Annotated in this window: 14 protein-coding genes; 3 read left to right on the top strand and 11 right to left on the bottom strand. The window is 50.8% G+C overall.

Translation table 11 applies throughout. The features are described 5' to 3' along the window. Positions 1 to 5: 5 nt before the first annotated feature. The 7 genes from AC2IBB_RS07705 to AC2IBB_RS07735 form a co-directional block, all read right to left on the bottom strand. Positions 6 to 872, bottom strand: coding sequence for an MBL fold metallo-hydrolase (locus AC2IBB_RS07705; protein ID WP_486332309.1), 867 nt, complete (start codon positions 870 to 872; stop codon positions 6 to 8). Further along, positions 841 to 1,821 carry an NAD-dependent epimerase/dehydratase family protein gene (locus tag AC2IBB_RS07710; protein ID WP_486332310.1) on the bottom strand — a complete coding sequence of 327 codons (981 nt, stop codon included), beginning with the start codon at positions 1,819 to 1,821 and terminating at the stop codon, positions 841 to 843. Before AC2IBB_RS07710 ends, AC2IBB_RS07705 begins: the two co-directional genes overlap by 32 nt. After that, positions 1,818 to 2,804 carry a 3-oxoacyl-[acyl-carrier-protein] synthase III C-terminal domain-containing protein gene (locus AC2IBB_RS07715; protein ID WP_486332311.1) on the bottom strand — a complete coding sequence of 329 codons (987 nt, stop codon included), beginning with the start codon at positions 2,802 to 2,804 and terminating at the stop codon, positions 1,818 to 1,820. The genes AC2IBB_RS07710 and AC2IBB_RS07715 overlap by 4 nt, the downstream gene beginning before the upstream one ends. A 435-nt stretch (positions 2,805 to 3,239) precedes the next feature. Further along, positions 3,240 to 3,728, bottom strand: coding sequence for an acyl-CoA thioesterase (locus AC2IBB_RS07720; protein ID WP_011399241.1), 489 nt, complete (start codon positions 3,726 to 3,728; stop codon positions 3,240 to 3,242). A 270-nt stretch (positions 3,729 to 3,998) separates the two neighbouring features. Continuing rightward, a complete protein-coding gene (locus AC2IBB_RS07725) occupies positions 3,999 to 4,739 on the bottom strand; it encodes a hypothetical protein (protein ID WP_486332312.1) in 741 nt (246 codons plus the stop codon). Positions 4,740 to 4,769: 30 nt separating this feature from the next. Then, a complete protein-coding gene (locus AC2IBB_RS07730; RefSeq protein WP_486332313.1) occupies positions 4,770 to 5,477 on the bottom strand; it encodes a hypothetical protein in 708 nt (235 codons plus the stop codon). Then, the gene (locus tag AC2IBB_RS07735; protein WP_486332314.1) at positions 5,471 to 6,655 is read right to left on the bottom strand and encodes a hypothetical protein; all 1,185 of its coding nucleotides are present in this window, start codon (positions 6,653 to 6,655) and stop codon (positions 5,471 to 5,473) included. The genes AC2IBB_RS07730 and AC2IBB_RS07735 overlap by 7 nt, the downstream gene beginning before the upstream one ends. A 290-nt stretch (positions 6,656 to 6,945) precedes the next feature. Here AC2IBB_RS07735 and AC2IBB_RS07740 point away from each other — a divergent pair, with 290 nt between their 5' ends. The 3 genes from AC2IBB_RS07740 to AC2IBB_RS07750 all read left to right on the top strand — a co-directional run bounded on the left by AC2IBB_RS07740 (position 6,946) and on the right by AC2IBB_RS07750 (position 9,253). Beyond that, entirely contained in the window at positions 6,946 to 7,674 is a 729-nt protein-coding gene (locus tag AC2IBB_RS07740) for a 4'-phosphopantetheinyl transferase family protein (RefSeq protein WP_486332315.1), read from the top strand. A gap of 225 nt (positions 7,675 to 7,899) precedes the next feature. After that, a complete protein-coding gene (locus AC2IBB_RS07745; RefSeq protein ID WP_486328406.1) occupies positions 7,900 to 8,649 on the top strand; it encodes an IS5 family transposase in 750 nt (249 codons plus the stop codon). 112 nt (positions 8,650 to 8,761) lie between these two features. Beyond that, positions 8,762 to 9,253: a DUF4274 domain-containing protein gene (locus AC2IBB_RS07750; RefSeq protein ID WP_486332316.1), complete on the top strand. Its 492-nt coding sequence runs from the start codon at positions 8,762 to 8,764 to the stop codon at positions 9,251 to 9,253. A gap of 22 nt (positions 9,254 to 9,275) precedes the next feature. Here AC2IBB_RS07750 and AC2IBB_RS07755 read toward each other — a convergent pair whose 3' ends face one another. From AC2IBB_RS07755 to AC2IBB_RS07770, 4 genes are all read right to left on the bottom strand, one after another. Then, entirely contained in the window at positions 9,276 to 10,190 is a 915-nt protein-coding gene (locus AC2IBB_RS07755; RefSeq protein WP_486332317.1) for a pirin family protein, read from the bottom strand. 87 nt (positions 10,191 to 10,277) lie between these two features. Beyond that, on the bottom strand, positions 10,278 to 10,880 hold the full coding sequence (locus tag AC2IBB_RS07760) for a hypothetical protein (protein WP_486332318.1): 603 nt from the start codon (positions 10,878 to 10,880) through the stop codon (positions 10,278 to 10,280). A 122-nt stretch (positions 10,881 to 11,002) separates the two neighbouring features. Beyond that, positions 11,003 to 12,406 (bottom strand): outer membrane protein assembly factor BamB family protein, encoded by a 1,404-nt coding sequence (locus tag AC2IBB_RS07765; RefSeq protein ID WP_486332319.1) that lies wholly within the window; start codon positions 12,404 to 12,406, stop codon positions 11,003 to 11,005. Next, the gene (locus AC2IBB_RS07770; protein ID WP_486332320.1) at positions 12,363 to 14,651 is read right to left on the bottom strand and encodes a PEP/pyruvate-binding domain-containing protein; all 2,289 of its coding nucleotides are present in this window, start codon (positions 14,649 to 14,651) and stop codon (positions 12,363 to 12,365) included. The genes AC2IBB_RS07765 and AC2IBB_RS07770 overlap by 44 nt, the downstream gene beginning before the upstream one ends. Positions 14,652 to 14,741: the final 90 nt, after the last annotated feature.

Raw genomic sequence — 14,741 nt, forward strand, 5'->3', positions numbered from 1 at the left:
GGGCCTTAACTGAGCCAGCCTTGTTGTATCAGTGAGCCAAGCGTGTCCTGGCAATGGGACGGCGCGAATATGACTTTATCCGCCATGTCGCGATAGCAGCGACGCAATTTTTGCAGCGTGTCGCGATAGGCCTTGCGGTCGTCGCAGATGATGTTCGCCAGCCAATGTTGATCCACGCCGTCGCGCAGATTGTCCACCAGCCAACAGGCGTCCGCGAGTAGAAACAGGAACTTGTCCTGCAAACGAACGAGTAATCCCATCTGGCCGGCGGCGTGACCGGGCAGGGCGACCAGATACAGCGTTTGATCGCCGAACAGATCGCGGGCGCCCAACCCGAGAGGTTGCGCCGGCATGTCCAGGATATCGCCCAGATCCAACGGAAAACTCTCCGTGAATGACAGGCGTGCTTCCGCCTGGGCGGGCAGTAAGTCCTTCAGATAGCCTTTGCGTAATCGACGCAGTCGTCCGGTTTGCGTCAAAAAGCGATGGCCGGCGGGATGGCAGTGCAGGGTCGCCTTTTCAAAGTCGCAGACGCCAGCGATGTGGTCGGCGTGAAAGTGGGACAGCACCACATGTTTGACCTGATCGGCAGCAATATTCTGAGTCGCAAGCTGTTCTTTCAGGCTCTCGCCCTGTTGCAGCGAACAGGGTGTCGCCAGCGCATAAAAGCGCTCAGGGTAATGCTGCGTGCATTGAGAAAAACGTTGATGGTAGCCCGTGTCGAACAGCAGTACGCCTTCCTGGGGGTGCTCGATCAAGGCGACGCCGGCGGGAAATTTACGCGGAGCCAAGCCCAGCCCCGGTTTCACCATAAAGCCGGGATGGACGCAATGACCGGCCTCAAACAGCCTGACTCTGACGCCAGTGGACATAGCGCTCAATTCCTTCAGCAATGGATACGGCGGGCGCATAGCCAAGCTGGGACCGCGCTTTGGAAATATCCAGGGTTTGATGATAGTGAAACAGGCCCGCGCTGTAGCGGGTCAACTTGGGTTCTGGCCGTCCCGGCAGATGGGCGCGCAGCCACTCGGCGCCGGCGATCACCGGCGCCAGCGCCCCATAAGGCAGCGTTTTGATCGGCGTGGGACGGCCCATGGCGATGAATAGCTGAGTTAGTACATCCAGTAGGCGCACTGGCTCGCCGTTGCTGATGTTGAAGACGGCGCCGCGTTCAACCGGTTGTTGCAACGCCAGCATCGCGGCGTCAGCCACGTTGTCTACATAGGTAAGGTCTATTTCTGGATTACGGCCGGAAGGCAGCCAGAGAACGCCTTTGCGCACAGCGCCGATAATCCGGGGCAGAATGGCGTTGTCATGGGGGCCGAATATGCCTCGTGGACGCAGGATGACCGTATGCAGCGGACTGGCGGTAACAAGATGCTCCGCACGGGCTTTGGTGGCGGCGTAGTCATTACAGAAACGTGGGCCAAGAGGCTGGGTTTCTGGAATATTCTGGGCGTCACAGAACTGGAAATACAGGCTGGGGGTGGAGATGTGCACGAACTTCCGCACGCCGTTGGCTTCCGCCGCCGCCAGGATATTAATGGTTCCGTCGACATTCGCTGTTTCGAACTCCTCGCGCGCTCCCCAGGGGCTCGATAACGCCGCGCAGTGAATCACTGCGTCCACGCCTTTGCAGGCTTGATGCAGAAGCGCTTGCTGTTGCAGGGCCGCTGGAGAAAACTCAGCGCCGGTTTCCGAGGCGATGCGCGCTCCCAGAGTTTGATTCCGGCCCATAAAACGGATATCGAAGCGGCCCTGATAGTTGCGCACGATAGACTGGCCTAACATGCCGGTGCCGCCGGTCACCAGAATCTTCACAGGCTCAACACTCCCAGCCCCAGCGACAGGCCCGCCGCCGAGCCGAACAACATCACCTGCTCGCCGCGGGCGACGCGTTTGTTGCGAAGCAGATGGTCCAAGGCGATAGGTAAAGACGCAGCGACTTGGTTGCCCATGGTCGCAAACAGGTTGACCACCTTGTCGTTATCCAAACCGAGCCGGTGAACTAAATGCGCCAAGCCGGCGTGGCTCGCCTGGTGCGGTACGATATGGGCGATGTCGGAGAGTGTCAGCTGCGCTTTTCCCAGGCCCTGGCGGATGAAGTCCGGCGCGAGTTTGGAAACCATTTTGTAGAGCGCTTTGCCGTGCATTTCGAAGTAGCTGCCCTCGGCGACAGCCTCCATTGGGTTGCGAGTGGGATGTAAGCCGCTGCCGCCAGCGCGAATCTGGCACAGGGAATATCCCTCTGGGTAAGTCTGAAACAGACTGGTGAGCAACCCTGCGCTGTTCTTGGAGGCTTCCAGTACAAAGGCGGCGGCGCCGTCTGCGAACAGGGTGGCGGTTTCAGGTTTGACGTCCTGGACGCCGATTTTGGCCACTTCGCTGGAGACGATCAGCACCCGTCGGTAGCGACCGCTGGCGATGGCGCAGTGACTGAACTCCAGCGCCGCCAGAAATGACAGGCAACTGGCGTTGACGTCCATTGTGGCCAGAGGTTCAGCGATCTGCAGCTCCGCCAGCACTCCGGCGGCGTTGTAGGGAAGGGCCTGATGGGAGGTGCCGCTGGCGCAAACCAGCAAGTCGATGTCCGCCCACTGTAATTCTGCTCTGTCCAGGGCCGCCCTGGCGGCTTCCGCTCCCATAAACAGAGCGGTTTCGCTCGGGGAGGCGTAATGGCGGTAATCCACGCCGTAGCGTCTACGGCAGGTTCCAGGATCCAGGCTTAAACGTTGATCCAGTTCTTCCGCTGAAACCTTGCCCTGAGGGAGATAACAGGCGCTGGACCGTATAACAAATGACATCTTAAATCTCGTGCAAAGTGTTTTGAGAAACCACGTACAAACACCTTTCTACCGAATCCGGTATTCCGCGTCAGTGTACCCTTTGTCTTTAAACTCCTGTTTCGGTGGCGACCACCCGCCATGCTTGGCCGATAAGTCCTCATCCATACTTGATTTTTGCGAAACTGTCGAGAAATTAAGCGATATTGACGTTGAAGATGTTTTGTCAAAGCCCTGCGTCGCAACATGGAACGAGGCCCAAACCCAGACAGGCCGGCCTGTTTCAAAATTTGCGACGGAGTGTGGCCCGGGCGGGCATATTAGTGGAAAACCGAGGGGACCGAAACAGCAAAATTGAGGCGAAAGTGTTAGGGTTTGTAGAGCTTGCTTTAGCTTTTGGTCAACGAGCAGGTCGTCTCTGATAACAAAGCGGCCTGCTTGTGGTGAGCGGTGCGGTTACTCGTTGAAGTAATCCTTCATTTCCTCGTCGATTTCCTGGCGCAGACTCATCAGCTTCAGAGCGTAGTCGCGCAGCTTGACGTCTTTCTTGGTTTTCGGCTCCCACGTCGGCACTCTCACTGGTTTGCCGTCACGATCAATGGCGACGAAGATCATGATGCAGTGCGTGGCTTTCTTGCGTTCTTGTTCAATGGGGTCACGGCAGTAAACGTCGATAGCGAGGTGCATGCTGCTCTGGCCGGTGTAAATCACCTTGGCCTGCACTTCCACCAACATGCCGATATGGATAGGGCAAATAAAGCGGATGCCGCCCACATAAGCGGTCACGCAATAACGTCCGCTCCATCCCGCTGCGCAGGCGTAGCCGGCGAGGTCGATCCATTTCATCACCACACCACCGTGCACTTTGCCGCCAAAGTTGACGTCAGTGGGCTCCGCGAGAAACTGCAGCGTCAGTTGTCGTTTATCCGTCGTTTGCGATGACATGGCTTTACCCTTGTTAACTGCTCAAAAACGTCAGGCAATGCTCTAAGTATCAACGTAGTAGTCGCCTGATTAAATAATAGCTGTCGAAGCACTATAAAGCCCGCTAACTGTCCGGATAATTAGACATATGATCTAAGCATTAACCCTGTCGGACTAAAGGTTAAGTGAGCTGGGACTGGGGGGCGGGAGATGGCAGGGATTGCGGAGGTAGCAATGAGCGAGTAATGAGAGGAAAGAAAAACGGCGCATCAAGCAATGCGCCGTTTGAAATTACTTGTACTGCTCCATTTCCGCCAGAGTTTCTGGGGAATATTGGATGTGGAAGTGTTCTAGGAAGTCTTTGATATAAGAAAGTAGAAGATCGTTATAGTTATCTATCATGTTCCCATTGGGTAATGAAAATCCGCCAAAGCTGAACCCTAAAGTGAGGGCGTGCTTGTTGCTTAATGGCGTCGCCAAGCAAAATGGGTGTGGCTTCACACTTGGATGTCCCGCCTGGGCATAGCGCCACAGAGAATGGTTTAATTGAAAGCGATTGAAATCGGATTTGCTTTTGGGATAAACCCACATGTGCTCGGGGCTGGGCTCAATCTTATACAGGGTCAGCTCTTCCAGTTTGTCCTTATCAAGAGGCGCGAAGTCATCTCTAAATAAGTTAACCAGCCATTGATCAAACGCAGCAGGAGAGAGTAATGAGTCGCCTGTTTCCTTATCAAGCGACACTTCAGACAACTTTAAACTAAAGTTGAGGGTGCCAGCATTAAACGGACTCCCCGCTAGCTTATAGAACCAGCCTTGCTTTACCAGGAATAGAAACTTGAGACTGCCTTTAGCCCCTCCTGACGTATAAATTTCAGGGTTTTTAGTGTCCACTTCTGATGGCGCTAAAACAGAAGGGGATTTCAACTCATTCGAAGGTAGACGAAGCGTAATCAGACTGTCAGCTAAGCTAAAGCTTACTAAAGGACAGTCGTTATAGTCTGGCCCAAATATCTGTGACGTATTCAGCACTTCATCATCCTATTGAGTGGCGTTGCGGAGCTATTTGTATAGCTCCATTTCCGCTAAGGTTTCCGGAGTGTATTGGATGTGGAAGTGTTCGAGGAAGTCATCAATATAGCCATCCAGCATTTTGTCCACTTCTTCCTTCGGGGCTATATGGTCTTCTACAAAACCAGACATCGTAACAATTAGGAATAGGCAATGTTCCTTTGTTATTGGTGTGCTGATCCAGTAGTACATGCGGTCCATGTCGGGACTACCGAAGCGACCTTTCCACCATGTTATTTTATTTTTCTTGAAGATATGCAAATCTTCATTGTGCGATGGACACCAAAAAGTAGCGTCTTCTTCGTCTGAATCTTCTACATGGCTTTCATATACTCCCTTGAAATAGGCTAAAAGCCACTTCTCATAATCTGTCTTTTCTATCAGACTTGATAGCTGGTTTTTATCGGTAAAGACATTCCATAGGCTTAGATAAAACATAAAGCTGCCGGCCTTTAACCCGTTGTTATCAAAGTTATAGTCCCATGCGGAACGGGCAAGGCTAAATGATTGGAAACCCATTTCTTCATATGACTCAAATAGCTGCGTATCAAAAATATCTATACTTTGTGCAGCTAAATATGAAGCATTGTCTTGCTGGTGTTCTGGCAATCTGAGCGTTAGCGTCGTACCTGAAAGGTCAAAATTTACAATAGGAGAGCTATCGTAGCTGGGGCCAGTAATGGGACCTAAGTTTACCATCGGTAAATTCCACTAGCTTGATTGATTATATCTGTGAAAGTGTAATGCCTAGGAGTATGCATTGAGGTATGGGCTTTGCTAAACGCTTTTGAGGCATCTTCAGTATTACGTAAAAACTTGTTCGCAGCTTCACTATAGTTCTTGTTTTGACTTTTTCCCAGATCCTTTATTTCGTTTGATATATTTCTGCGTGATATAGCCATAGATATGGCTCCAGCTCTGGACATTTTCTCCGTGGCGTTAACGGGAGTGTCACTAAATGCCGCTCCTAAGTAGCTCAGCCGCCTTAATACGCTTCCTGGGTCGTTGGTAGGGTCTACAATTTGAAATGCGTGTAACTCTAGTAAGTCTTTTCTGCCGGAAAGCTCAGCTGGAACGCTATTCAGAGCTCTTTCCAGTAACTTTATTCCGTTTCCGACAATAAACCAGCGAAGTCTTTCTTTTTCGCCCATTATTTTTCTATGTTTTGAAGTTTCAATAAATACTTCTGCAAGCTTTCTAGCCGCTTCTTCTGGATTGTGACTTTTTTGTGCTGGAGTAACCCATACGCCAAGGTCGTTGACTAAATGGCTTGGATTGTAGAATAAGGAAAACTTTCTATCACCTGCCCAGCCATCTTTAGGGAGTAAGTCTGTATATATTTCGTCAATAGCATTTTCAAGTGGCTTGTTCCCAGAATTAATGGCTGCAAACCTAAAGTCGCTCTTTATATAATTTGCATTACGAGGAGTTGCTGATATTTTATCGGAACCAGCTACCTTTCTTACTGAGTAAAGTCCACAGGCGTTTCGATCTTGTGAGAATGTGGAGCGAATATCTGTGATATATACGCCTGCGCTGACTTCTCCACCTTGAATGATTTTATAGCAGATTTGTACGTGCTTAATTAAGCTTAAGTGCTCAAAAGCATTATTAAGGTTGTTGCAACTTTGTAACCCACCAGCAACCCCTCTTAGCTCGGTAATATGCTTTATTATTTCTTTTCCTTCAAAAGTGGTTGGATTAATGAATGCTATGAAGCTGGGAGCTATGCCTGTATGAATGAATACCTTTCGTCCAACCGAGCCGTTAGTCTCTTTGCTGAAGATTATGAATTCACCTTGCTGACCACCTTGTCTCAAGGGTTTCTGTGGAGCGAAAGGGGTGATGCCGAAGCGGGCTTGACTGTCAAAACTCATCTGCAAACATTCCTGTTAAGTATCAATAAAAACAAAAGATTAACAAGATGATGAGACAGCCGTGGGGGGATTGCAGTGGTAGCTCTTGGCTGTGCAGGTTCGGCGCCTCATCCCTAAGGAAAATTGGATGAAATTCTATTCGATTTACCGATTTCTGAAATTGGGCATGGGGGTTAGGCTATATGGATTAATTCTTGGCCAACTTGTTTTTCCCGGTCGCGTTAACGAAAGTCGCTATGAATGGAGTCGGCTAGTATCATGGCGCTTTTGTATGGCCAAGGGGCACGGAAGTGGACGACCGCGTGTTGAGCGATTCAACTGACCTGTACATCAAGCATCTCTCTGAGCGAAAAATTCCCGGGTTTCCAGGGGTATGCTTTCAATGTGAGTTTTCCGTGGATCGCTATTCAGATGACATGGTGAACCATCTTCTTGGGACGGATTTGCCTGATTCAATGGATCGGGCGGTGGCGAAACGCAGAGCCGAGTTTGTTGCGGGACGTTATGTGGCGCGGCGAGCGTTGATGGCGTCAGGGGCGACTGATCTTTCTGTCGGGATTGGCGAGAACCGCGCGCCTGTTTGGCCTGAGTCCTTCACCGGATCAATCAGTCATGCGCAGGACATGGCTATTTGCGCTGTGGCTGATAGTGATCGGGTAAAAAGCGTGGGTATTGATGTAGAGAATATGCTCAGCGAGAAAGTGGCGGGAGATATTGTCGGATCTATTCTCATCGATGCGGATTACCAGTTTGTCGGCGGCGCTTCTCATCCTGATCCGCGTATGCTCACCCTGATCTTTTCGGCAAAAGAAAGCCTGTTTAAATCGCTGTATTCAGACGTGGGATATTACTTTGGTTTTGACGCGGCCAATATGGTGTTTATTGACGAGCGGAAAGGGAGCTTCCAAATCGAACTGGACCAGGATCTTACTCCCGCCTTGTATAAAGGATTGCGTTTTGAAGGGCGTTTTGAGTATCTACAAACGGGCGTGCTGACTTCAATTATTCGTTTGAGATAGAGTAGGTTTAATCCTCCGAAAATAGCTTGATTAAGGTGCTTATGAATAACGATTACTCTCCAGAAGCCAACGCTTGGTTTGACAGGGTCAGGCACTCTTTACGAAGCCGAATATCAAGCTATGAAAAGCTAAACCCTAGGGCGTGTTGACGTTTCGTCATAGGTGATAGATAGGCGCAAACTCGTCATATTGCGGTTCCCACACCAACAACAAAACGAGTTTGCGATGCCCCGATTGATGCTCAGTGACGAGCTTTGGTCGAAGCTGAAAGAGATCATGCTGCAAGAGCGAATCTATAACAAGCCCACACTACGAATGATGGTGGAAGGCATGTTGTACCGAATGCGGACGGGGTGTCCCTGGCGAGACTTGCCAGGGCAGTTTGGAGACTGGAATTCGGTGTTCAAAAAATTCAATTCCTGGTCTACCCAAGGCAAGTGGTTGAGGATCTTCCGGAGCTTGGTCCGCGAGCCGGATTTGGAATGGGGGTTCATTGATGGCAGCTATGTGAAGGCCCATCAGCACAGCGCAGGAGCCTGTACGGAAGAGCCTCAGGCGATTGGAAAGAGTCGGGCGGGCAATACCACGAAAGTGCATCTGGCCGTGGATGCCTATGGTCTTCCAGTGGAATTTGAGATCACTGGAGGCGAGGTCAATGACTGCACAGCAGCGGCGGAGTTGATTGAAAAGCTTCCCTCGTCAGAGGCGATTGTCGGAGACAAAGGCTACGATAGTGAACGAGTGCGGGCACAGATCGAAAGGAAGGGGGCCAGGGCCGTGATACCGAGAAAGCGAAACTCTGTCAAAGGTAATGACGATATGGATTGGGGTTTATACAAGTATCGCCATTTGGTGGAAAATGCCTTCGCCCGACTCAAACAGTACCGGGCCATCGCGACGAGATATGACAAGTTGAAGAGAAACTATGAAAGTATGGTAGCCATGGCTTGTGGGTATTTATGGCTGCCGATGTGAAACGTCAACAGGCCCTAGCGTAAAAAGCAAATATCCAGATGCGCGAAGCTACTTGATCTGGTCTGTAGAAACACAGAAAAAGTACGGTTATCCAGGTCCGATAGCGCTCGACGTGGATTATCTTTGGGAGGAAGCCAAACCCAAAGTAAGAAAGGAGATTGGCGGCAAGGCGGAAGCCGCACTTGTGGCGGCGGAAATTCTCAGGGACGAGTTCGGGATTGATATCGTGGAACTTGTTCAGCTGCACTCGCAGCCTTGTTATGGCTTGCAGGGGCGGCTTGATGAGATTGACTGGGATACGGAAGAAGAGTTGGGTTACAGGAAACTCGCCAGACTGATTAAAGACGAGAAGCTGGACCGTGGTAGCGCCTTGCAAATCTATTGGGGTTTTGCGCCTGACTATTTCACCCAGTATGCATCAGAGAAAGACATCGATGACAGTCATCAAAAGAAAGCGTTTAGGCTACTGAAAGCTATTGAAAAGCGCCTACTCAATAATGATTTCGCTACCAACTTGATCCCCTATCAACCGCCACAGGAAAGCGCTGAGCCTGAAGGATCGAAGTGGCGTATTCCTGATGAACTAAAAGCAGCGAATTTATAACGCCGCGGAGTTTATTTTCTTGCTATTCCGGCAAAGGAATAAATTCATCTTCATCTCCTGGAACCTTCGGAAAACGTCCGCTTTTCCAGTCCTGTTTAGCTTGTTCAATACGCTCTTTGCGGCTGGAAACGAAGTTCCAGTCGATGAAGCGTTTATTGAAAGATTCGCCGCCGATAAGAACAAGACGAGTGTCCTGAGTCGCTTCCAGGGTGACGTCGGGTTCGTTGGAGAAGAACGCCATGGCGTATTGTGGAAGCAGGTTGTCCCTGGCTTTCAATTCGCCCTGCGCCACGTAGACGGCGCGTTCTTCCGTCTGTGGCAGTTTGAAGGTTTGTCCCGGTTGCAGGTGAGCTGCCAGATATAAGGTTTCTGCAAATACTTTTACCGGGGAGGCGACGCCGCATGCGCTTCCCATCATTACCCGCACGTCGACGCCGTCCACGGTGACCAGCGGAATACTTGCGCCGGGATAATGGTAAAAAGCCGGCTCGATTTCCTCTTGGTCTTCTGGCAGCGCAAGCCAAAGTTGCAGTCCGTGTACGCTATGATCCTTGTTGCGAATTTCCGGTCTTTCGCGCTCTGAATGGACGATGCCTCGACCTGCGACCATGAGATTTATATCTCCAGGCAGGATTGGCTGAACGCTTCCCAGAGAATCCCGATGCAGTATCTCGCCGTCAAACAGATAGGTCACAGTAGCGATGCCAATATGGGGATGTGGACGGACGTTGACGCCGTCCCCTGCGGGGAAGTTGGCCGGCCCCATATGATCGAAGAAGACCCACGGCCCCACCATTTTGCGCTTGGCGGTAGGCAATGTCCTGCGCACCGAAAAGCCGCCGAGATCTTTTTCCCTGGGCTCGATAATCAACTGGATAGCGCCGCAACAGTCTTTGACGTCACATTCATATTCGTTCTGTTTGGTCAGATTACTCATCGCGCCTCCTGGGCGTCTGTTTCACCTTGGCTATGCGGGTTGGACTTTATTCAGGATAGTTACTTTCGCACCGGGCCGCCGAAGCGTTTAACCTTTGCGCTGTTTATAGGCCTGATACGTCTTCCGGGCGGGCAGAGCTTTGAGCGTTTCCCAGGCCGCCATGGCGTCCGCGCGCGTGGCGCTGGCGTTCACCGGGTCCGCCAGGAAGTCTGTGATGAAATTGTTGAATCGTGTGGAAGGAATGCGCGGCAGTTTTCCGGGTGTGGTCATTAACTCAAATAGCTTATCCACCAGATCCTGATAAGTGATGCGCTGGTTGGCGCCAATTTGCGCCTTGCGCCAGTCGTTCAGCCAATACCACTGACCGGATTTGTCTTTTAGTTGCGGGTCGCGCTTGGCGATTTCCTCGCGCAAAAATGCTTTGGTGGCTTTGTCGCTGACATAGTTAACGACGAAGGAGTTAGCCGCCAATTTATCGCGAGCGCCGCTGGTCTGCCGATTAGCGACGTTTTTTGGCAGCTCACCCTGAACGGCCCCGAACAAGTGAGATTTAATATGCTGCTCAATTTCGTTCTTGCGTAACGAGCCGGTTTTGATCCCCAGAGATTGGGCGAACTGTTTTAATTCCGTGGCGTAGTAATACCCGTTCTCGAACTCTTCCTGTGATATGCCTTTATGAAGTTTGGTCAAAACGGCTCCTTGTTTTATTCGGAGAAAATATGAAAGGAGCGTTAATAGTCTTTAAATCAATGGATTAGTGTCAAGTCGGCAGACAAGAGGAGCTTGCAGGTCAAGCTCCTCCAGATAGAGGGTTAGATCTTCGCCGACTTATAAATGCTCCCCTTCATCCCAAACAGGTAGAAGGCGTCGTCTTTGACGAGGGGGTCTGCGTAGATGAGTTCGTCTTGGGCGAAGTCGACGTTTTCCCGGACTTCGCCGCTTTCCATGTTGATGATGAGGACGCCGCCGGTGAGCTTGGCGTAGATGATTTCCTTATCGTTATAAAATTGCAGGGAGGAGTAGGTGCCTTTTTTGATTTCCGATTCGATTTCCCATTTGAGTTTGTTGTTGATGGCGTTCCAGGCGTAAAGATTGCCGTAGTAGTCATTGAAGTAGATGGTGTCGTTTTTAACGATGGGTTTGCCCACCACGGGGTAATTGATAACGAGAGAGTGCGCTCTTTCTCCGGCTTTTGTGAAGCAGGACAGCCCGCCCACATGGGTGTCGATATGAATTTCGCCCTGAATAAAGCAGACATTATCTTGAACTTGAACGGGGCCATACCAGGCGGATAGGGGCAGCTCTTTTTTCCAGACGATAGAACCGTCTTTCAAGTTCAATTTGTACGCGAATGGTCTGTTTATGCTGAACCCCTCTCTGGGAATGCCGCTGCCGATATAGACGTAGTCGCCTTGCACCAGAGCGAAACCGTCCATGTGACCGCCTTTGAACTGCCAGAACTTCTCCATCGTGTCTGGATTAATGGCGTAAAGGCCGTCTTCACCTGCGGTCTGCAGCAGGTAATCCTTGCCATCGCTACTGGCGAATACGGGAAAAATTTCTGTGTGACCGTTGGTCCTGAAGTGCGAAACAACCTGCTTTTTCTCAGGGTCGAACTTATACACGCCCATACTGTGAGACTGATGCAAGCCTTCTCCGAAATACAGAAAGCCCTTATACAGAGTGGGACTGGGAGAGAGAAACTTGCCGAAGAACAGTTTGTTTTTGATTGTGCCGGTATCGGCGTCAGCGACGTACAGGTACCCCTCATTGGTGCCGAAGAACAGCTCGCCGTTGACGATGGTTCCCCGTGCGAATATTCCTTCGCCTTCCAGGGATTGCTTCCAAAGCGCCCGGTCGCCCTGTTTGGCTTTCTGGTGATAGGTGGTGTCCGAGTTGGCGAACTTCTGCACCGCCTGCGGCACGGGGCCGTTTTTCACATAATCAACGCCAAGGTAGCCGCCGTAAATCGCCAGATTCAGCACAGCGGCGGCCAACAGCACTTTCGGCTTGAGCAGCAGCTCCAGCAGCTTTTTGGGGCCTTCGGCTTTCAGCTTCACGCCGAACATCCCTGCAATGAAGGTGGCGACGACGCTGAGGGCGGTTCCCAAAAATGCCAGAGGCAATAATACCGTCGGAACTATAGCGTATTGATAACCTTCGCTGAGGGTATTAGATGATGCGGATAGTTCCATCATTTCCGTCAAGCCAAACATTCTCTCCTCCTTTAAATTTGTTATGGCAGTTGATGATTCCACTGACAGCAGGAATTCCCATTTCTCTCGCAACAATGGCGCAGTGCGACAGCACGCCGCCTTTTGAAACAATAATGCCTTTGGCTTTGGTGAAGATCGGCGTCCAGCCCGGATCAGTGGATTCCGCCACCACAATCGGGTTCGCCGGCCACTTGATGTTCTTCCATTTGTTCGGATCGTTGATAACCAGCACTTCGCCTTTGACCAGCCCGGGAGAGATGCCTTCGCCCTTCAGGTTATCGTTCTGTGGTTGCCGGTTATTCAGGACATTCTCGATTTCCTGAATGGAGGTGACGGCGGAAAAATTGAAATGCTTGAACAGTTTGGATTTGAGTTTGCGTTCTTCAATGCGTGACGCATACGCCGCTCTATCGAAGCGAATGATTTCTTCCGTGTTCAGCCAGAAAATATCATTGGAAGGCAACTCATAGCGCTTGCCGAATTCCAGCAGGATATAGCGGAAATGGGCGAAGGGTTTGAGGATCGCCATTTTCCATTTTTCCCGCAGCTCCAGCAGATCTTTCAGAAGCTGCCATTCTTCCAGAACCAGGGTCTTCTTGAAGGTTTTAAACTGGTTTATTTCTTCTTCGACGTCGATAAAGGTGTGGTTGTTTTTGCCCTTCTCATAATCCTCCACGCTGAGATCGTAAAAAGCGTCTTCGCCCAGTTCGATCCAGCGTTTGGATATCAGGTCCAACTCACCGGGGCCGCGATGGCCGTATTTCTCCAGAAACATGCCCCGCAACTCGGGCTTGGCGCAGGCCTTTTTGAAATAGCGGCCCATCTCAAAGGTTTCGGTTCTAATGCCGTTGCCGGTCCACTGACGTATCAGCTCCGCCGCTTTTTGATCGTTGAAGATGTTCGCCAGCAGGGAGTGCAGGGTTTGAATCGTGGTCTCGGTCAGGGAAATCAGAATGTAGGGCCAGACCAACGTATCCCGTGTGAAAACAATCATCTCTTTCAACAAGCGGCCTTTCAGGTCGTCGTCGCTCCAGGACTGGTAGTAGCTCAGGTCGTTAGGCCTGTCCATGACGGTGGAAAAACTTATCAGATCCTTGCTGGCGAGATTGATGAACTCCTTCCTGTGAGTGTTCACGCTCAGACCCGCCGAGACCATTTTGAACACGGTTTTGGGAGTGTAGAGAATGGTCTTCAGGTTGATCTTGGAGACATGGAACTTCAGATGAGGCCTGGGCAGCGGCTCGATGGAGTAGGGCATGGGCCCAAAATAGAGCGGCGCCAGTCGGGTGAGGTTGACGTAATTCTTGCCGAAGACGTTATCCAGAATTGACTCGCCTTCTTTCATGTCGCGAAAGCCCAGATAGCCGATCTTCTGCAGCGCTTTGTCGAAGGCGGCGTTTTTCTTGAATGAGTCGCTCCAAAGCTCGCTGGAGAAAATGCTGGGGTTGATCGAAAGCTCGGCGAAGGTTTGCCCGTCCCAGGTAGTGTCTTTGCTGTATTGGGTTTTCAGGCGCTCCAGTTCTTCCAGACCGAACTTTTTGATCTGTGAAATGGAGTTCTTGGCGGTAATGGGGCGCGCTTGCAGCAGGTAGACGACGCCTTTATCGTCAATCGCCCACTCGATATCGAAGTCCTGATGGTACTTATCTTCCAGCTGCCGGGAAACGTTGACGATTTCCTCGACCTGTTCTGGTTTGATGTCGTCGCTGCCGCTATTTTCGTGAATCTGCCTGGGCGTCTTTTTGCCGGAGACAAGGTCTTCTCCCACGCCGCTGATATATTCCAGCAGCCAGCCTTTGTCTTCATTTCTGGGATCTTTGGTGAAGAAGACGCCAGCGTATTTTGCGTCGATCATTTGTTGGATTACGACATTCATGGGGACGGCTTTGGCGGAGCCGAGGAAGTGTTTGCGATAAGTGGTGGAAGACTCTTTGAGGATAGAGTCAAAGCAGTTGTTAATGGCGGTGACCAGGTCTTCCCGAGTTCTGATAAATAGAAACGTGGAATTTTGTCCGGCGAAGCTGTGTTCTTTGGAATCCTCTCCGGTTGCGGAGCTGCGTACGGCGACGCAAAACTGATCTCCCAGCGTTTGGTGAATGCTTGCAAGCTCTTCCTGGCTGGGTTTGGCGTCCAAGATAAAACCTTCGGGGACGCGTATTCCCATTTGCGTCATCATCGCCAGCATATAAGCCTTGCCGCCTACCTCTGTTTTTTCTTCTGGTAGTGACGAAAAAGAATAAATCACAATAACTCCCTTTAATTGCAAAATATATTTTATGTAAATTTTGACGGGCTATAACATACCATGGTTATTTTTAACTTCATCCGTACTAAA

Source organism: Hahella sp. NS-SX17, from assembly GCF_057367735.1.